The following is a 19852-nucleotide window of genomic DNA, read 5'->3' on the forward strand; positions in this document are numbered from 1 at the left end:
GGATCCAGCCATCATCTGTAGCGCCAAGGGTACTTTCTGAATATTGAAGAAACGCTGTTAAAAACCGATATATTCAGGATTAACTTATATAATTGCATCACTATACTAAGGAGTTATCTTTGATCAGTCTCCTTAATCAGAATGACTTATCAAATATTGGTTAGAATGCTTCTAGGGGAATTCAAAACTGTAACTACACTCGTAGAAGCTTATGTGCCGTTATCTTCGGAGAGGGGTTCGACTCTCCTAGGCTCTATTCGAAAGACCCGCTGACAAAGCGGTTTTTTTCTTGTTTATGGACTAAATTGCAGTCAAGGGATAAAAGGCTAACCTAAGATGTGACGAGTACATAAGGAGATAAATGAAAACCAGTACACTTATGCTATAATTTAATAAAGTGCTTCTGTGCTTTTAGAAAAATTGGAATAAAGGATGCATTGATCAACCATGTATGAGAATCAGACTTCTATGCACCACAAGCTGTTTATTATCGGCGCAGGTGCTGCTGGATTAATGGCCGCTGTTACTGCGCGGGATATGGGTATCGATACTGCCATTCTGGAGAGTAACGACCGGATTGGAAAGAAGATATTAATGACAGGTGATGGCCGCTGTAACATTACAAATGAATCCACTGCAACGGGTACAGATGAAGCAATCGCTTTATCGCGTAAGTATCACAGTAATCAGCCCGGATTTCCACTTGCGGTAGTACAGCAATTTGGCATCCGTCAGACCATTGATTTTTTCTCCTTTCTCGGGCTTCCGCTTACAAGATTGAAGGATGGCTTGATGTACCCGATGTCGCTGCAGGCAGCAGCGGTGCTGGATATTTTCCAGCTTGCGCTGGAGGATCGGAATGTTCCGGTGTACCTCAATAACAAAGTGTTGGATGTTACTGTTTCGAAGAATCATCCGCGCTTCAAGATAAAATGCCAAACGGAGACAGAGGAGGAGGTTGTTTATACTAGCGACTATCTACTTCTATCTGCGGGTGGCCTTGCCGGTCCAAATGCGGGAAAAGAACCTCCTGGGTATACACTTGCTGAACGTCTGGGACACACCCTGATTGAGCCTTTACCGGCCATTGTGCAACTGAAGCTGCAATATCCGAATATGAGAGCACTGTCCACTATCAAATCTCAGGGACAAGCTCATATTATTGTAAACAGTAAAGTCATCGGCAGTGAACAGGGCGAAATTGCCTTTACGGACTATGGTATTACTGGTCCGCCAATTCTCCAGCTAAGCAGGAAGGCTGCGTATCATCTTGCAAGAGGAGAACAGGTGAAATTATCGGTGGATCTGATGCCTGGCCGCACGGAGGAAGAGTTAGTTGAGTTTTTAGAAAGGCTCTGGGAGACTTTTGGACACCGGACGGTTGCAGATTCTCTCGTTGGCATCTTTAACAAGAAGCTTGTTACGGTCCTACTCAAGGAGACCGGCTTAGATCAGCAGCCACAGCTGCTTTGCCAGGCTCTGTCGTTGAAAACTAAGGAGAAATTTTATCGAATCTTGAAGCGCTGGGAATTTAAGGTGACGGATACTAATGGCTTTACGAATGCACAAGTGACAGCTGGCGGCATCGATACGTCGGAAATAATCGAAGGAACGCTGGAATCCAAGCTAGTACCTGGGCTTTATTTGGCTGGCGAAGTGATGGATGTGGACGGAGACTTCGGCGGCTATAACCTACAATGGGCTTGGAGTTCCGGATATGTGGCCGCCATGGCGCTAGCTAAGTCAATTCAATAAATTTATTAGGAAAAGGGATGCATCAATTAACATGTATAAGGATCAGACTTCTAAGCACCACGAGCTGTTCATTATCGGTGGGGGTGCTGCAGGTCTAATGGCTGCAGTTACAGCGAGGGATCAAGGTATTGATACAGCAATTATTGAAAGCAATGACCGGCTGGGGAAGAAAATAATAACGACGGGTAACGGGCGTTGCAACATTACGAACCAATCCACCGCCACCGGTACGGATGAAGCGGCCGCTTTATCACGCAAGTATCACAGTAATCAGGAAGGATTCCCAATACATGTATTGCGGCAATTCGGTGTCCGCCAAACGATCGAATTTTTCTCCTCGCTCGGGCTTCCTTTTGTAAGCTTGGAGAATGGCCGGATGTATCCGATGTCGCTGCAGGCGGCTTCGGTGCCGGGTGTATTTAAGCTGGCGCTGGAGGATCGGAATGTTCCCGTATATTATAAACATAAAGTGTTGGATGTTACCGTTTCGGCGGGACATCCGCGGTTCGCGATAACCTGCCAGACGGAGACAGAGGAACAGGTTGTGTATACCAGCGACTATCTTTTTCTATGTGCAGGCGGCCTTACCGCTCCCAAAACGGGAACGGACGGCTCCGGTTATACGCTTGTCCAACGTCTGGGGCACACCTTGATCAACCCGGTGCCAGGCATTGTACAATTGAAGCTGGATTATCCGTATTTGAAGGAACTATCGGGCATCAAATTTGAGGGAGAGGCCCATGTTATCGTAAACAATGAAGTCATCCGCACTGAGTCTGGTGAGATTCTTTTTACGGACTATGGTATCTCGGGCCCGCCCATACTTCAGCTCAGCAGAAAGGCTGCGTATAATCTCGGAATAGGAGAATCGGTGACATTGTCGGTTGATTTAATGCCGGAGCGCACGGAGGAAGAGTTAATTGATTTTCTGGAGATCCACTGGGGGATCTTCGGACACCGGACGGTTGCCGATTCCCTTATAGGTATCGTCAGCAAGAAACTGATTCCAGTTCTGCTGAAGGAGGCTGGAATTGATCAACAGTTGCACCTGCTTTGTCAGGATCTTTCGTGGAAAACAAAAAAAATATTTTATAAAATCTTGAAGCGTTGGGAATTTAAAGTGACCGATACCAATAGCTTTACTAATGCACAAACAACAGCTGGTGGCATCGATACGACGGAGCTAACCGAAGGAACGTTGGAATCTAAGTTAGTCCCTGGACTGTATTTGGCAGGTGAGGTGATGGATGTCGATGGAGATTGCGGCGGCTATAACCTGCAATGGGCCTGGAGCTCCGGCTATGCCGCCGCGATGGCGCTTGCTGATCGACGTGCTAGCACCACGTAAGGGGGCAGATGGTTGCTGACTCTTAAACGATCACCTATTACTAGGCAGAGGTTTGCTGTAACAAGTCTGGTTTTAGTAATGTGAAAGCGATGAGGGTTGTTTCTCATCGCTTTTTTGTGATTTTTTAAAGTTTGGTGCTCATTTAAAAATGATTGTTGGGGTTTAGCGAAATATCAATATTCGTTGCTTAACTCTGATGTCTTCATTTTACCTCAACTTTATTGTCGTCCCTTTATTAATCCTTAAGTTTATCAATTAGAGCTAGTATTCGTCTATTTTTTGTATCTTCCTTTTTAGCAAGCTCAATATAATTAATCTGCTCTCGTTTAATGTAATCAGGCTGGTTTAGAAATGTATTCAGCATGTGGTACTCTTCAAGGTTTGTAGTAATGTAATCTGGCACAATCAGTTTACGATTTTCCTCGCATTTCTTAAGTATTATATGTAATGTATCACCGAGCTCTTTTTGTAATGCTCTTCGAATAAATTCGTTATAAACAAAATAATGCCCATTCTTTGACGGCAATAAAGTATGGTCAAATTCGTACCCGTCAACAGAGATTTGAATAGGTACTTTACCATTAGTATTGAATATCTCCCTTACTGAATAGGGGAAATAGACTACTTTCCATTTCATTTTACCTTCCAGCAGCTTTATCTCACTATCAAATTCATAAACCATATTAAATAACACTCCTCGTGGTAAAGAAGCTGATTTCGGTCACTCATTTTATCATAGCCACTTTGCTGTTTCTAGGTGATTCGAATTCAATATGCTGTTGCAATAACCTATATGATGTTGAACATGCCTTATCTGCATGAGGATAACATCAGTTTTAGTTATTTCTTCGTATAGTACACATGGTTCCAATAATCTGCAGTCAGTAAGTTCATCAAAAAAATTACGAGCCACACTCAATATCTCCTCTAGGTACGTCGTCATTTCCTCCTTAGTAGGGTAGTCAGAGCATTCCTTATCTAAGTCTTCTGTTATATCTTTACCGAAGTCAGGTATTTTGAATTCTTCATCCTTCTGCTGCCTAAACCAAAATTTCATGCTGGTTGTAGCGTGGAATATATGCTTCCAGTATTTATGCTTGGCATTCTTCCAAAAATGATCAGGACATACTTCGATAAGATTCTTCAGCATTTCTACGGTTGGATCAAACTGTCTTCTTAAAACAGCCACCATCTTATCACTCATGTTCATCAACTCACTTCTTGAATTTTAGAATCTTAACTTTATTCTTGTTCTCAGCAACCAAAACCTTCCATTTTACGATGGTGCATTTGGAAAAATTGTGAAATATGCTCAATCATAAACCCATAAAATGTAAAAATGTCACATCATAATTTAATGACACAGAACAGCACGGAGTGCCCTCTGATGAAGGTGTTCTAATCGATTTGAAATTAACGCATCAACACCTGGCGGATATGACAGGAACGGCGCGTGAGACCGTGAAAAAATCATTGCTTGGATTACAGGATGAGCAGTTGATACGTATTGATTAAAGGAAATACATTATGATGCGGCTCCATAGGTAGTAAAAGAAAAGACACCTTGAAGGGTGTCTTTTTACGTTATTGCAGCTTAAAAAGAAGATTCCAACAGTATTCCCGACTTTAATGAAAGTTCCCGGTTTCATTTTCCGTGAATTTGCCGTCGCTGTCATGCTGAGATTGCTTGCGGCGATCATTACGGGCTTGTTGCTGCTGTTGGGCTTCCAGGCTGTTTACGGGCGTGGCTTCCAAATCTTTTACAGTGTTGATCAGATTCTTGTCTGGTTTATTTGCGCTCAATTGAAAATTCCTCCTTGTTTACCTAATGGTTGTGAATTTTATTATGTGCTGGCTACTGTGTGGCTATTCGTGTTGTATGATCACAATCCATTCGCTGTCCTATAATCATTAGCTCAGAACACGGTTAGATATGGGAGATATGAGTAAATGATTGTTTCGGAACCTTTTTTAGTTTTGATATGTTGAACGTGTTCTGGTTCCAGAATTTGTATTATTTTCGAAGGGATACAGGGGCTAGATGCAGGATCTCTTTCTAAATATTTAGGAGGTGAAAAGAGAAACTTCATTTTTTGCAAGCGGTTACAATAATATCTGCAACAAATTAAAATCGGGAGGAAATAAAATGAAAAAAAGAGTTGCAAAGGTAACCAGTATTGTTGTGTTGTTTTCTCTTGCTCTTTCTTTAATAGTAGGTGGATGGACAAATACGGTGGTGCATGCTGCTGGTCTTGCGGTAACAGGCAGTGGAGGCTGGAATGAAACGGCATATGCGGAATGGTCACCTGTAAGCAATGCGACAGGGTATAACGTTTATGTTAAATTGGCAAGTGCAGCGGATTCTGGGTATCAACAAATTAATAATGAGTTAATCCGCAAATATTCTTCCTACTGGAGAGCAGATGCTGTTGGGCTTGCAGCCGGTAATTATGTGATGAAAGTTGAAGCTACCTTGTCAGGGGGTGGGACGGTAAGTGCGGTTTCAAATCCACTATCCGTAACGTCATATGACCGCTCAGGATTTGCTTTTTCGACTAGTTCGCAATATGGTACAGGATCAGGGGCTTATAATGAGAATGGAACCCTCAAGAATGGTGCTCAAGTGCTGTATATAACCTCTCAGAATGCGCAAACCGTAACCCTTGGTGTGAAAATCAACAGCTCCGGCGCTGTACAAACAGGGGTTGGCCTGGGTGGTATTCTGACACTGAGACAAAAAGGTTATGATACAACTCCACTTGCGATCCGAATTATCGGAAAAGTTACAGCTGCTGATCTGAGTGGACAGCTTAACAGCAGTGGGTATCTTGAAGTCAAAGGTAAAAACAATTATTCGGAAATGAATATTACTATTGAAGGTATCGGGAATGATGCTTACGCGTACGGTTGGGGAATGCTTCTAAGATATGTAGGTAATGTGGAAGTAAGAAACCTGGGTGTAATGTTATTCCCTGACGATGGCATTTCAATGGATTCCGGCAATATGAATGTCTGGGTGCATAATAATGATATTTTTTATGGAGCTGCTGGAGGCGATGCAGACCAAGCCAAGGGCGACGGTTCCACAGACCTTAAAAATGGATCCAACTATATTACAATCTCTTACAACCATTACTGGGATTCCGGAAAATCCTCGCTAGTTGGTTTGAGTGAGCCGGCTGAATTTTTTGTTACCTTCCACCACAACTGGTTTGACCATTCGGACTCCCGTCATCCGCGGATTAGAGTGGCTTCCGTCCATATCTATAACAACTTTTTCGATGGTATCTCCAAATACGGTGTGGGTGTAACTACAGGTGCTTCAGCTTTTGTAGAATCTAATTATTTTAGACATGCTAAGTTTCCAATGATGATCTCCTTACAAGGTACAGATGCTTTAGGGGAGGGCACGTTCTCAGGCGAAAATGGAGGTGTGATTAAAGCCTATAACAATCTTATTGTTGAGGCTTCAAGTCTCATCTATGCGAATTCAAACACAGGGACAGCTCCTGCTAATGTTACCTCATTTGATGCTTACTTAGCTTCGTCCAGAAATGAAACCGTCCCAAGCTCATACAAAGCACTAAAAGGCGGAACAGCCTATAATAACTTCGACACGAGCGTAAATACAGGAGTGAACGTATCTAATATTGATAACGTAAGCAATGTTGAACAGATTGTTATGGCAAAAGCCGGACGTCTGAATGGCGGAGACTTCACATGGCAATTTAATGATTCAGTGGATGACGTTTCGTATGCGCTGAATACAGCGCTGATGTCTGCAATCAGAGGCTACACAACGGGACTTGTCTCTGTAGGGGGGAATTCAAACCCAACGAACCCGACTCCGACTCCCTCAGTAACACCTACGCCAACAGTAACTCCTGTGCCAACAGCGACCCCAGCTCCAACAGCAACTCCTGTACCAACGGCGACTCCAGCACCGACGACAACGCCAGTGCCGACAGCGGGAGCAACCGTTCACAACTTTACTACTGATGGAACAACAAGCAGCTTCTTCAATATCCAAGGCAATCTCTCAACAAGTAAGGGAACTGTGGCATATCAGGGTTTAACCCTATCCCAATGTCTAAAAATTGAGAGTGCAACCAGCATTCAATTCACTTCTGCTAAAGCTTCAACGCTAACCCTAGTGTTCAACACAGAGGGAACGAAAATCAAAGTGGATGGAACAAGTTACCCTATAACCAATGGCATTGCCACTGTCTCTCTGGCCGCAGGTGCGCATACCATTACAAAAGATAGTACGGCGAATCTGTATTATATGAAGCTGGAATAGGGAACTGACCGCCTCTACTTTAATATGGAGTATCAGAAAAGCGACCTGTAGGGGTCGCTTTTCTTTGCTTTTTCTTATGGTCTTATTACTTGAGTTATTGTCGATTGAAAAACTATCAATTTTGTGTTTATTTGATTAATCTTTATCATCAACCAAATCAATAATCTCACGAATATCCTCAATATTTAAAGCTTCTGCAATTTTGCTTATATGACTAAAGTTAATATTCTCCCTTTTTCCATTAGCTAACTCACTTAATGCAGCATGTCGGACATCGGATATTCTGGACAATTCTCGTAGGGAAATCTTATGTTTTTTAGTCAATTCTGATATTTTTACTATAACTCTCTTTCCCACTTCTAATCGCCTCACTAACTCTGAGTTTTCATCTTGACTATACGCATAAGACGGATTTTCTTTTCATGAGAATAAACCTCTCAGTTTTTAAGAAAGCTGCTGTAAGTAAAGTAAAAGACATCTTAACCGTGTCTTTTACTTTACTATATAAGCACGTTTCAGCGCTTCAGGATAGTTGACCAGCCTATACTAATTCTCGGTTATTCCCCATACCGGTCAATCGCCATAGCTGCGGATTTCAGCATGCGCCGCTTAAGATGCTCACCCTCGACGATTTTTACGCGCAGGCCAAGAAAACGGATTTTGGACAATAGGAATTCGCTGTCGTCTCTCATGTAGATGACTTTGATTCGATAGATGCCCGAATTTTCATCAAAGGACACGGATTTATCAAAACAGGAAAAGGCGTACAGAATTCGGGACAGCTCAGCATTAAAGGTGGGAATGACTTGAATACATGCACATTCTTTCTGATCCTCTAATAATCGCGTTATTCTTGCTTTTAAGTCATCAATCCGTTTGGCAGGGAAGGGAGCTACTTCAACAGAAACAATGTTTTTTAGTTTAGTGGACATAAGAGAACGTTGCCGGGTGCTGTACCATTGCAAATACCACTCCCGCTTATACATGTTGTATTCCAGCTTATGAGGGAACCCGGTTTGGTCAGTTCGTTGGCCTCCATGCTTAATATGGAAAGTAATAAGGATCGCTTGATTCTGCATGATTATACGGCGGAGTGTACGAAGCATTGGGTGATAGACCTGCCGCTCTTTGCTTTTAGCTTTCTCCATAATAATTCCCTGCACTTCTGTGGACGCTTCTGCCTCCAATATGGAGTTCAATTCACTTAAGGTATCCAGTGTAAAAGCTGCTTCTGAGGCCGGGTGCATTAACATGGTTTTCAGCCAGGAACGTTCCTGGGAGGTCAGCGCTAATGAACCCACTTCGTCGAGGCGTGAAATGATTTGGAAGTTAAATATTTTCTCAAATGGATTCATAATAGCTGTGAATCTCCTTCCACTCCGCGATAAATTGCTTACGCAGCCAAGGGGGTTCTAATACCTCGCAGCTCGAACCAAAGCTTCGTAACCACGGCTTAATTTCATAAATACCATTCACTGTGATCTCATAAAGGAATGTAGAATCGGACTCTTCCGTAATTACTCCCCACTGTCCCTGCGCTTCAACCCGCTCCCGAATAAAATTAACACCAGAGCGATTGGGGTTATAAAATCTCGCAGCCACTTTAATTGCACTGGTGGTATCTATAACCCAGCTGTTTGTCATCTGCTCTTCCAGATTGCTGAGTTTCTGAGCAAACTCTGATTCTTCCACAGTGTCGCCCTCCTCAATTTGAGTAAGGCCCTCCATTCGGAATTTCATGATGCCCATACGTGAATTATGTCCGATTAAATACCAGCGCCCATATTGATGGTCATAGATGACGCGGAGGGGAAGAACGGTTTCTGTGACGCCCCTTGTTTCCCGCTCAAAGAGAGGATTGGTATTCTGAGAGGCGTAGTTTTTGCCCTTTTTAGGGGATAGATATAGAAACTTAATTTTTTTTCGCTGCTGAATCGCTGCAAAAATTGTGTATAGGTGTGCCTCGTCAAGAATACGTGAATGATAATTATACTTGTATCTATGGGTTTCCGTAGCTTCGGGGTTATAACCCCGCTTCCGCAGGACCTTTTTTAAGGTGTCGCGCAGCAGGTAACCTTGCACCGACGGAGTCTGCGTGTTGGCGATGACATCAACATAGTCGTAAAGATCCAAGAGCTGATCGCCCGATAATTGATCAATCAGATCGTTAGCAGCCTTGTATCGATAAGGACGGCCCTCATTTACACGAAGAATAACGCCAACTTCCTCAAGATATTTCAGATCTCCACGGATGGTCTTCTCATCGGGCATTGGACAATCGGTTGGCATTTGCTCACTGCAGACATCCTGTAGATCTTTAGCCGTTAGCTCCTGAGTCTGAAGCGCAGTTAATAGTAGAGTAAGCCGGATGCTCTCCGTTTCCTTAAGCGACTTCGCCCGGAACAAGAACAGGAGCAGCGGGTCGGCAGATTCATAATAGTTATAGCGGAGCCACTCAGAGAGTTCCGTTCCTTGTTCTGTAGGCAGGTCTTGTTGTAAGACGGTTACCATGCCCTTCAGGTTGCGCAGCGTTTTGTCATAGGTATGTACAGAAATGCCGAGACGATCGGCGAATTGTTGTCTGCTGTAAGCTCCCCCCGCTAAAGAGAGCATGCGAAGAAATTGAATCTCCTTGTCAAAACTTTCCCGGGCCATTTGTATCCCTCCAGCCTGTAGCGAATCCATTAGAAATAGTAGTACTTATTATATTAAGCACCAGAGTTGAATAAAATGGAAGTATTTTTGGCCGCCGCCATACTTCCGCCCTGTTCGTTACAGGGAAGATGAGCGAAGATAGATCCATGAAGCCGAAGCAATTCTGAAGAGGCGTTCGAATAGTATCAATGGTAGAGAATAGGGAAGTAACCGATCTGGAGGGATGAAGATGGATCCTATAAACAAGCTTATCTGTGAGCAGCTGGAACAGATTGAATATGAGGAGCAAGTTACAATATTGTATGCCTGCGAATCAGGCAGCCGGGCCTGGGGATTCCCATCGCAGGACAGTGATTATGATGTGAGATTTATTTATCTGCATAAACCGGAATGGTATCTATCTATTTTTGATAAGCGGGATGTGATCGAGCGTCCTATTAACAATATGCTTGATATCAATGGCTGGGATTTGCGTAAAGCACTGAATTTATTCCGGAAGTCAAATCCACCGCTGCTGGAGTGGCTGCAATCACCCATTCAATATGCAGAAAAGTACAGTATAGCAGAGAAGCTTAGAAGCATCTCCCCGTACACATTTTCGCGGAAGTCTTGTATGTACCATTATTTAAACATGGCAAGAGGGAACTACCGTGATTATCTGCAAGGCGAACAGGTCAAGATCAAAAAGTACTTTTATGTGCTTCGTCCCGTTCTAGCTTGTGAGTGGACTCACCGATATGGAGAGATGCCGCCGATGGAGTTCGATGTACTGGTAGAGCGGCTTATTCCGAAGGATGAAGAGCTGTGGCAGGTGATTCAGCAATTGCTGGCACGAAAAAAATCCGGTGAAGAACTAGACTACGGACCGCAGCTAACCGTGATTAACGATTATTTAGAAGAACAGTTCCAAGTGTTGGATAAGGTGGCGGCGTCCTTGAATGCTAAGGAGAACAACAGAGATCATCAGCTGGATGCTCTATTTCGAGAAGCTTTACAGGAAGTATGGGGACGGGCCCTATAGAAAGATTGATAGGAGGAAGATGGTAGTGGCTATTGTACAACTGAAATCTACGAATCCAAAATTCACTTTTTTAATTAAAAAAAATCCAGTGACAGGTATGCAGCTTCGTCCGGTTCGTCAGGGAGTGGCTTATGGATGGTATTCTGATGAGGCAACTTATAACGTTTATTTTAAGGATGCAGATAACGATATATCCTACAAGCAAAACGGAAGCGAGAGCTTTGAGTATTTAAATGTCTCCCGGTTTAATACACCTCTATTTCCGCTTAATGCGGTCAATGAGTTTTTCTCTACACCCTTCAAAGCCCAGGATGAACGGGATGCGGAAGGATATGAGCATTCTTTTTTCATTAATATGGTTCAGGTTGAGCGGATACACTATATTGAATTTTTCCAAAAGCATTTAAAGGGATATACCTTCTCCTTGCAGCATCAGGCACATAAGAGCTATTCACTGACGATTACCACACATAAAAGCTTGTATCACCTCTTGCATGTTGTTGGTGTGCTGTCCTTGTTCTTATCCATATTTGGGGATGAGTACATAGATATTTCGGATGCTATTTTGGATAAATATATCCGCAGCCTTAACGTCATTGATGCACCCTTTTATATAAGAAGTCTATTTGCAAGGAATTTCCTTACCTCAAAGGAACGGTTCAAGCGATATAAAGCCTCCATCGAACAAACGGACCAGTATTCTATTGGGCTGGAGTATGGCGGTACTGCGATGCAGCGGCGTACTTTTATTTCGAGTGTGCTTCCATTCAATAAGCCGATTCTGGACATCGGTTGCGGAGAAGGTTTCTATGCAATTCCGTTTGCCGGGAAAATAGAGAGTACCTATTATGCGGTAGATATAGCTGAGGAGCTGCTGGAGGTTGTGAATCGGAAAGCGAAAGCTAAGGACATTGATAACATTGCAACCTTTGGCTCACTGGACCATTTTCTGGAGTCGTACAACGGGGAGCAGGTTGATGTGATTCTAACAGAAGTTGTAGAGCACATGAGTGAGGGTGAGGCAGCAGAGCTTATTCAGCAAATAATCGGTAATGTGAATTTTCAACAGCTTATTGTGACCACACCGAATGCTGATTTCAATCGTTATTATGAGCTGGAAGGATTCCGGCATGAGGATCACAAGTGGGAAATGGGACAGCAAGCGTTCGGGCAATGGGTTTTGGATACGATTCAAGGTTTAGCAGTCGAGGTCGAATATTTGATGGTTGGTGACCGGGTTGGCGAGATCCGTACGACGCAATGCGCTATTGTGCGAAGAAAGGAGGAATAGACAGTGGAAATTCAAACACGTGTACATACCATATTTCTGCTTGTAGGAGCAACGGAATGTGGGAAATCGACCTTTGCTAAAGAAGTTCTGATCCCGCAGTTAAAACTAGAGGATGTTTCTAAAGGGTTACGTACGAATGTGCAGTACTTATCCTCGGATAGTATCCGTCAGGAGATATTGGGCTATGACTATGATAAGTACGATCAGGTTATGCTGGAGCGAGTTCGCATACCTTTCAATTATTGTTTGAGAGATTGAAGTTAGTCACTTCTTTTCCGATTAATGCGGAGTTTGTGGTGATGGATACCATTGGGCTATCCGAAGATTATCGTAGTAAAGTCCGTGAGATCGCCGGGCAAAATAATTACAATCTGGAGGTTATTCTGTTTGATTACCGCAAACGGGAGGATTACTACGCCTCAGAGCGCTCGAAGAAGCTGATCTCCAATCATTTAAACCGGCTCAGAAAAGAAGTCTTGCCTGTTCTGTCACGGGAAGGTTACAACAAGATTCATAAAGTGCGTGCTAAAGATTTTATTCTCGAGGGTGAAGGGATACCTAATCCGGACTACCGGGTGATTATACAGGATTGGGATACTTATGCATCTACGGTACTTCTACAAGCACAAGAGTATATTGTGGTTGGGGATGTTCATGAGTGTGTCGAAGAGCTTCGGGGACTATTACGTAATTACGGCTACCGGGAGCACGAAGGTAAGTTAAGTGCAACAGATAAGCTCAGTAACACACGAGTCATTCTTGCTGGTGACTGGATTGATAAGGGTAAAAAGACGCGGGAGACGATTGAGTTCTTATTTGATAACCGCGAGCATTTCCTATTTGTTATGGGCAATCACGAGAACTTTGTATACAAGTACGTAAAGGGGGAGATTCAAGGAACCGATCCGGAACTGCTAAGAACGTACTTTGATTCCACCCAAGTGCTTAAGGAGGATCCCGCGCTTTTTAGTAAATTTTCGGCTTTAGTGGAGCAATCCCAGCCCTTTTACCGCTATATCGGTATGCAAGGTCCTTCTTTTTATGTTACCCATGCTCCTTGCCGTAATAAGTACATTGGTAAGCTGGATACGAATTCACTACGCCATCAGCGTAACTTTCGGCTGGATCGTGAGGTTTCCTTTGAGGAACAGCTTGATTTCCTAAAGCAAGAGGCTGTGAGTAATCACCCCTTTCATCTCTTCGGACATATTGCAGCCAAGCAGACTTTTCGGATCAAAAACAAACTCCACCTTGACACAGGGAGTGCGCAGGGTAATGAACTAACTTCTGTTCGCATGTCGTTTAAACCTTTCTATAAAAGTCAAAAATCGCATGTGACTACGGTGCACGAAGAGCTACCTATCCTGTTCCGGGAAAAGCAAACCGTATCCTTGCTGGAGCTTGATTACGAGTCTGTGCGCAGACTGCAGTATTCCTCGCAGAACCGGGTCAACTTCATCTCCGGGACGATGTCACCTGCGGATAAGGATGTGGCTGCCGGTGAGCTTGAGTCTCTGCAAAAAGGGTTGGATTATTTTGCCGAACGTCGTATTTCAGAAGTCGTTCTGCAGCCTAAATATATGGGATCACGCTGTAGTTTGTACCTTTATCGGAACTTAGAGCAGTGTTACGCAATTAGCCGGAACGGCTATAAGGTTCAGGCGGTCGATCTGACGCCTATCTACGAACAGCTGCTTCATAAATTCGGAACCTATATGGCTGAGCAGGAGATCCGTGTGCTTTTACTGGATGGCGAGCTGCTGCCTTGGAAGGCGCTTGGGGATGGGTTAATTGAGCGTCAGTTCCGGCCAATTGGCAAGGCGCTGGAGACAGAGCTGGATTTCTTAAGACAATATGGATTTGAGGAGTCACTGGGTAAACTGATACAGGATTTTGAAGTAAGCGGGTTTGAACAAGACCAGCACCATATGTCGAAAGAGACGCTTAGCAATAACTATGGGTCTCATGTTTACCAGACTTTTAAGCATGTCCGTGACATAAGAGAATCGTATGTAGATCTTGACCAGCGTGACGAAGCCTACCGAGTATACAAGCAGCAACTGGAGCTGTATGCGGGTGATGCGGAATTAGCATACAAACCTTTTGCAATCCTGAAGGAAGTGCTGGAGAATGGCGCTGAACGGTTACCTGACGGCAAAACCTCCGAACTATACAGTTTTTTAAATGATGATGAATTTCTGGTTCTGGACTTGAAAGAGCCTGATGCTTACATCAGAGCAGAGGAGTATTTCGCAAAGATAACGGTAGAGAAACATATGGAGGGAATTGTAATCAAACCGGAGCAAGAACAGAAGGGGGTAGTCCCATACATGAAGGTCCGCAATCCGGGCTACCTGTCGATCATCTACGGGTACAACTACAAGTTTCCACATAAGTATGCCAAGCTGATGAAGCAGAAGAATATCGCTCCTAAGCTTCGTACGTCCTTAATCGAACACCGGCTGGGCAGACAAATGCTAGAAGTGAAGCTGGATGAGATCTCGTCTGACAACGAGGACTACAAGCAAATTGCAGCAAACTTGTTATTCGAGGTAACGAAAGAGAAAGAGATCGACCCGAGGTTGTAGAGGATTGTTACAGGCGAAGAAACTTGGTTTGCCAATTATGAGAATGAGTTCAGGCTGTCGGGAAGGTCCCGGCAGTCTTTTTTTCGTTCGGGGAGGAAGCGGAAACAGCTATCTTGCAACAAACAGACAAATTAATGCAAGAAAACGTAAGATAGTGGTCATAGGCCTTTTTTGATAATAATATGAAACCTGAGAGGAGGCAGCACAACTTGGAAATCATTTTTGAAGAGGACATAGAAATGGACCGGGGTACTACGAAAGTAACAACCCACCCGGCTGAAAAGGAACATTGGGCAAATATCGAAGTAGCCATTCAAACATCGGAGAAACGGATCATGGTCATCAACGCCAAAAATGATCGCAATGTCTCGATTGTATCCAGCTCAATCGCGGTCATAGAGCCGGAAGGCCGTATGTGCAGTGTACGTGTAATTACGGGAGAAATGTTTCTTCTTAATACACGATTGAAATTTGTTGAAGAAGTTCTGAATTCACCTCAGTTTATAAAAATTAATAATCAGACCATAATCAACACCAGCTACATAAAAGAGTTCTCAGCAACGGATAATGCGAGAATAAAAGTGATTCTGACGAATGGTTCTTGTTATTTTGTCAGCCGCTATTATATTAAAAATTTCAGGAGGAACTATCATGGTTAATCAATTAAAAAATTCATTTTTTCAGGTGTTTACTTTAACTTCTTTATGGATAACGCTACTGTTAACTGTGTTTTTCAAGGATCAATCTATTGATATGTTATATCTATGGCGTATTGCAGGTATCGCCATTATTTCCGCGGGGATATTCGGAGTGATGTACAATGTGTTGTGGAACTATTTCACGTTAAGACCGCTTTGGAATATTCTGATTTCTTCGACCTTCAGTATATTTGGCGGAATGGGAATGGTGTGGTTATTCTCAAAAGAAATGTTCAACTTCATAAGCCCCTGGTTGCCTGGAATGTTGTTGTTATCGGTTATACTGCACACTATAGCTTTCTATTTCTACGCCAGAATTAATAGCAGGAAACAAGCTGAGGAGTTAAATAAAATTTTGAAATAACCTTGTTCTAATTGTAAAAACAGGAGGATGCACCTTATCGGTCCGTCCTCCTATCTATTCCTCATAAATACGCTTTAACCCATAATAACGAGCACGTTGTTTTCTGGCGCCATTTTGGCGACGGGGATCAGGTTGCCTTGAATTTCTTCACCGTTAATAACGATATGGGTAACCCCTTTTTGTACACCTTTCTTGTTCTCCACCTGGATGTTCAGCTTCTTCCCACGGAATTCCCGGACCATGGAAAAGTCTGTCCAGTCGGAAGGAACACACGGGTTGAGGCGAAGGCCATCAAATTGCGGTTGAACCCCCATAATACCTTCCACCAAGGAGACCATCACGGTTGAAGCGGTGCCGGTCAGCCAGTGGACATGGGCCCGGCCTTGATATGGGCTGTCCTTGGACTCGACAAACTGGCCATGTACATAAGGCTCGAGTTTGCGGATTTCGGCCTTATCGTTCATGCTGGCCGGACTGCAATTCAGGAAGTATTCGAACGCGCGCCCACCGTTGCCAATCATGGTTTCCGCCAGAATGAGCCATCCCTGCGGCTGGCTGAAGATGCCGCCGTTTTCCTTAGTTGAGGCGTTGAAAAGAGCCATCAACGCTACTGGAAAACCGTATTCACGGAACGGTGGGTAGAATAACATAGTGCCGTAATCGGTCCGCAGATTCTCATACACTTTGTCCATGGAGAGCTTCGCCTGATCCGGGCGGGCTGCACCGCTTAATACGGCCCAGCTTTGCGGATTAAGCCAAATTTTGGCCTCATCATTCTCCCAGGAGCCGATGGTATAGTTGTCTTCTGTAAATCCGCGGACGAATTGATCGTTCTCCCAAGCGTGCTTTTGAATGTTATCGTCCAGCTCATCAAGCAGGCCCTGCGCCCATTGAATGTCTTCAGGCTTGTTCTTATTTTGTGCAATTTCCATGAACACCTTGAATGCCATATACAGCTGGAATGCGACGAACAACGACTCGCCCTTCGCTCCAAGCCGTAGACAATCGTTCCAGTCGGCATGAAGCCCAACCGGCATGCCGTGTGCGCCCATACGATCCAGACTGAACTGAAGCGCCTGGCGCAAATGCTCGTACACAGTGCCCTCACCTTTATCCGAATAAGGGATTATTTCATCTGTAAAATCCCAGTTGCCACTTTCATTCAAGTATTTAATGACGGTTGGGAACAGCCATAAAGCGTCATCGGCCCGATAATGGGGATGACCAGTTTCCCGTACATATTCCGGATCATCCGGTGTGCCCTCATGCCCAGGATTGTGGTCAAATTTCACCAACGGAAGTCCACCGCCGTTGGAAACCTGGGCGGATATCATCAGTCTAAGACGTTCAAGGGCCATCTCATGATCCAGATGAATGATGCCTTGAATATCCTGCACCGTATCCCGATAGCCCAGTCCATTACGAAGACCGGAGTATTGGAAAGAGGCTGCTCGTGACCAGATGAAAGTGATAAAGCATTGATATGCATTCCAAGTGTTGATCATGTTGTTCAGGTTATCGCTTGGTGTCTGGACCTGGAAGCGGTTAAGCTTGCTGTGCCAGAATGCTTTTAACTCTTCGAGTTCTTTATCTACCACGGACAAGTCTTTATAATGGCTGAGAATCTCGGAAGCGCCTTTCTCATCATACTGTCCCAGTAGAAATGCGATTTCTTTCTCTTCTCCCGGCTGCAAATCTACGTTAATCTGCAGGGCACCGCAGGAGTTAGTATTGTAGTTTAATGAATTGGAGCATTGGCCGTTCTCGACAGAGGCTGGATTGCCATAACTGCGGTAATCGCCTAGGAACGTATCCCGGTCACCGTCATAAGCGGTAACTTCTGCACCTGCAGCGCCGAAGAATCTCCAGGTCTGTTCTTCGGGGGTGTTTTCATTGATGACTTGAAGGATCATATTATTTTTATAGTAGGTCCGTGAAATAAACAAAGTGTACTGAAGGTTGACGGTATCCTGCTCGTAGTTGTTATTGTTGGTTAATTCAACAAATCCGAAGAGAGCCAGCTTGCGTGCTTTGGAGTCATCATTGCGCACCTTCATGCGCCACACCTCGTAGGTTTTGTTCAGTGGCACATAATATAATGATTCTGTATGGATGTTATCGTAATCCGAGACGAGGTTCGTGTATCCGGTTCCATGATGGCATACGGACTTATATTGCTCCAGATCTTTACCCACAGGCTGCCAGGAGCCGGACCAATAATCCCCGTTCTCCAAATCTCTCACGTAAATATAGCGTCCGGGCTCGTCCTTAGAGTTGAAGTGGTAACGGATATGCCGCCCATTTGCGCCAGATTTTACAAAGCTATAACCGCCTGCGTTACCTGAGATGATCGCGCCATATTCCGGCGAGCCGAGGTAATTCGCCCAAGGGGCAGGCGTATTCGGCTTGGTAATGAGGTATTCCTTGTTTTTTTCATCAAAATAACCATATTGCATAACCATTCCTCCTATTAAGTGGTTAATGGGTCAATCTATAAACGCGCGTTCACAAAGGGGTAAAATATCCATGTGTAATTTTATTATAAGATACTTTTAGTAAATCGATAACCCTATATTTTAGCGAAAAAACGAACAAAAATGCTAACTTTTTTGGTAGGTGTAAAGCGAAAGACACCTTGAAAGGTGTCTTTTTTTATTTTTGCGGCATGTCTACTCCACTAAAACACCATTAACAAACGTCATAGATTTATCTTTGAATTCAAGAATAAACTTGTTTGGAAAATCCAGATCGGTATGAATCTCCGTCCCCAACATAACTTTTTTTCCTACATCATCAAAGGGATTATGAAGTAAACCTCTAGGCGTATACCTAGTTTCAGAACCGATTACATTATTATTCTCATCGCGGATAAATTTAGTTTTTCCTGAGAACACGAGGTCCTTGCCATTTTCCAAAGTTAGATGAACCTCCAAACGATCCTTTGTCTTCTGATAATCTATGACTACATCTTTAGAGGATACAGGGAAACCGATAACAAAAAATCCAATAAGGGCCGTAGCCAGTATAAGTACCGATAAGACGGAAAAAATGAGAGTTTTTATATTCTTTTTTTTCACTTTTTTAAAATAATTGAGTTTGTTAACTTCCTCTTTATCAATAATAGGCACACTTAGATTTGCTGTGGCGGTCATTTCATTATAGGATTGAAGGCAGCTTTCACAGGATTGCAGGTGTTTTTCGATTTCTTCGTTACTATGTACAGAGGTTAGCTTTTCAATATAGGAAGGTAATAAATCCTGAATAATCTCGCATTTCATGAAGATCTTCCTTTCATCAATTTTTGTTTTCCACGGTAAAAGGTAACTCTTGCCCAGGTTTCGTCTCTTCCAAGAATTTCGCCAATTTCCCGAAAACTGAATTCTCCGGTTAAACGCAGATATAATACTTCTTTGGTATTTGGATCAAGTAAATGAAGTTGTTTAAATAAATCCATTTTGTCCTGAGCAAAAATGAACTGGGATTCTGTTGAATTTGCGTTAGCCAAAGAAGCGTCTTCTAATTCCTCAGACTTCCGCTTGCGCTGCTTGTCCAGCTCCTGATACCACACATGTTTAGCAATTTGACAGAGCCATACGTATACTTTGCAGGTCCCATCGTATTTGTCTATCGATTTTATAGCTCTATAAAAAGTTTCTTGGGTAATTTCTTCTGCCAGCAAGTGATTATGACAAAGGCTAAATACGAATTTATATACTTGGGTTGAATATTCCCTGTATAATTGCTCGTTGTCCTGCATCCATTCACCTCCTCAAGTTATATATCCGTAAAAAGCTATAAACGTTACAAGTTTTTTTTAAAAAATTTGATTTAT

General features: G+C 43.4%; 17 protein-coding genes and 1 pseudogene. 9 read left to right on the forward strand and 9 right to left on the reverse strand.

Annotation, left to right across the window (positions count from 1 at the left end; translation table 11 throughout):
* Nucleotides 1-447: 447 nt before the first annotated feature.
* Complete coding sequence (locus tag NSS82_RS01250) at nt 448-1755, forward strand: aminoacetone oxidase family FAD-binding enzyme (protein ID WP_178944225.1); 1308 nt, start codon at nt 448-450, stop codon at nt 1753-1755.
* Between the two features lie 31 nt (nt 1756-1786).
* Complete coding sequence (locus NSS82_RS01255; RefSeq protein WP_036687159.1) at nt 1787-3103, forward strand: BaiN/RdsA family NAD(P)/FAD-dependent oxidoreductase; 1317 nt, start codon at nt 1787-1789, stop codon at nt 3101-3103.
* Nucleotides 3104-3338: 235 nt separating this feature from the next.
* Here the strand turns inward: NSS82_RS01255 and NSS82_RS01260 are convergent, their stop codons facing one another.
* Together NSS82_RS01260 and NSS82_RS01265 are read right to left on the reverse strand one after the other, a co-directional pair.
* Nucleotides 3339-3785, reverse strand: a complete 447-nt coding sequence (locus tag NSS82_RS01260) for a YdeI/OmpD-associated family protein (RefSeq protein ID WP_036687161.1) — start codon at nt 3783-3785, stop codon at nt 3339-3341.
* 51 nt (nt 3786-3836) lie between these two features.
* The gene (locus NSS82_RS01265) at nt 3837-4307 is read right to left on the reverse strand and encodes a DinB family protein (RefSeq protein ID WP_162164288.1); all 471 of its coding nucleotides are present in this window, start codon (nt 4305-4307) and stop codon (nt 3837-3839) included.
* Nucleotides 4308-4480: 173 nt separating this feature from the next.
* Between NSS82_RS01265 and NSS82_RS01270 the strand changes: the two genes are divergently transcribed.
* Nucleotides 4481-4618, forward strand: coding sequence for a helix-turn-helix domain-containing protein (locus NSS82_RS01270; protein WP_081386638.1), 138 nt, complete (start codon nt 4481-4483; stop codon nt 4616-4618).
* Nucleotides 4619-4729: 111 nt separating this feature from the next.
* On the opposite strand, the gene NSS82_RS01275 is transcribed toward NSS82_RS01270, so the two are convergent.
* Nucleotides 4730-4906 (reverse strand): hypothetical protein, encoded by a 177-nt coding sequence (locus tag NSS82_RS01275; RefSeq protein ID WP_169744731.1) that lies wholly within the window; start codon nt 4904-4906, stop codon nt 4730-4732.
* A 343-nt stretch (nt 4907-5249) separates the two neighbouring features.
* Here NSS82_RS01275 and NSS82_RS01280 point away from each other — a divergent pair, with 343 nt between their 5' ends.
* Entirely contained in the window at nt 5250-7403 is a 2154-nt protein-coding gene (locus NSS82_RS01280) for a pectate lyase family protein (RefSeq protein WP_076272819.1), read from the forward strand.
* Nucleotides 7404-7538: 135 nt separating this feature from the next.
* On the opposite strand, the gene NSS82_RS01285 is transcribed toward NSS82_RS01280, so the two are convergent.
* The 3 genes from NSS82_RS01285 to NSS82_RS01295 form a co-directional block, all read right to left on the reverse strand.
* Nucleotides 7539-7760: a helix-turn-helix domain-containing protein gene (locus tag NSS82_RS01285; RefSeq protein ID WP_036687168.1), complete on the reverse strand. Its 222-nt coding sequence runs from the start codon at nt 7758-7760 to the stop codon at nt 7539-7541.
* A 200-nt stretch (nt 7761-7960) separates the two neighbouring features.
* Nucleotides 7961-8758, reverse strand: a complete 798-nt coding sequence (locus tag NSS82_RS01290; protein WP_076105208.1) for a WYL domain-containing protein — start codon at nt 8756-8758, stop codon at nt 7961-7963.
* Nucleotides 8745-10058, reverse strand: coding sequence for a helix-turn-helix transcriptional regulator (locus NSS82_RS01295; protein WP_038568144.1), 1314 nt, complete (start codon nt 10056-10058; stop codon nt 8745-8747). The genes NSS82_RS01290 and NSS82_RS01295 overlap by 14 nt, the downstream gene beginning before the upstream one ends.
* A 229-nt stretch (nt 10059-10287) precedes the next feature.
* Between NSS82_RS01295 and NSS82_RS01300 the strand changes: the two genes are divergently transcribed.
* The 5 genes and pseudogenes from NSS82_RS01300 to NSS82_RS01320 all read left to right on the forward strand — a co-directional run bounded on the left by NSS82_RS01300 (nt 10288) and on the right by NSS82_RS01320 (nt 16020).
* On the forward strand, nt 10288-11079 hold the full coding sequence (locus NSS82_RS01300) for a nucleotidyltransferase domain-containing protein (protein WP_076105209.1): 792 nt from the start codon (nt 10288-10290) through the stop codon (nt 11077-11079).
* Between the two features lie 25 nt (nt 11080-11104).
* The gene (locus NSS82_RS01305; RefSeq protein WP_036687179.1) at nt 11105-12370 is read left to right on the forward strand and encodes a class I SAM-dependent methyltransferase; all 1266 of its coding nucleotides are present in this window, start codon (nt 11105-11107) and stop codon (nt 12368-12370) included.
* 3 nt (nt 12371-12373) lie between these two features.
* Nucleotides 12374-14958, forward strand: a pseudogene (locus tag NSS82_RS01310) (metallophosphoesterase).
* A 209-nt stretch (nt 14959-15167) separates the two neighbouring features.
* Nucleotides 15168-15617 carry a LytTR family DNA-binding domain-containing protein gene (locus NSS82_RS01315; RefSeq protein WP_038568151.1) on the forward strand — a complete coding sequence of 150 codons (450 nt, stop codon included), beginning with the start codon at nt 15168-15170 and terminating at the stop codon, nt 15615-15617.
* On the forward strand, nt 15610-16020 hold the full coding sequence (locus NSS82_RS01320; protein WP_036687183.1) for a hypothetical protein: 411 nt from the start codon (nt 15610-15612) through the stop codon (nt 16018-16020). The genes NSS82_RS01315 and NSS82_RS01320 overlap by 8 nt, the downstream gene beginning before the upstream one ends.
* Before the next feature lie 74 nt (nt 16021-16094).
* On the opposite strand, the gene NSS82_RS01325 is transcribed toward NSS82_RS01320, so the two are convergent.
* The 3 genes from NSS82_RS01325 to NSS82_RS01335 all read right to left on the reverse strand — a co-directional run bounded on the left by NSS82_RS01325 (nt 16095) and on the right by NSS82_RS01335 (nt 19777).
* The gene (locus NSS82_RS01325) at nt 16095-18476 is read right to left on the reverse strand and encodes a GH36-type glycosyl hydrolase domain-containing protein (protein ID WP_076272818.1); all 2382 of its coding nucleotides are present in this window, start codon (nt 18474-18476) and stop codon (nt 16095-16097) included.
* 213 nt (nt 18477-18689) lie between these two features.
* Nucleotides 18690-19298 (reverse strand): zf-HC2 domain-containing protein, encoded by a 609-nt coding sequence (locus tag NSS82_RS01330; RefSeq protein WP_076105213.1) that lies wholly within the window; start codon nt 19296-19298, stop codon nt 18690-18692.
* Nucleotides 19295-19777 (reverse strand): RNA polymerase sigma factor, encoded by a 483-nt coding sequence (locus NSS82_RS01335; protein WP_038568157.1) that lies wholly within the window; start codon nt 19775-19777, stop codon nt 19295-19297. Before NSS82_RS01335 ends, NSS82_RS01330 begins: the two co-directional genes overlap by 4 nt.
* Nucleotides 19778-19852 lie beyond the last annotated feature (75 nt).

Origin of the sequence: Paenibacillus sp. FSL H7-0735 (genome assembly GCF_038008505.1) — a bacterium.
GTDB classification, from domain to species: Bacteria; Bacillota; Bacilli; order Paenibacillales; family Paenibacillaceae; genus Paenibacillus_AQ; species Paenibacillus_AQ odorifer.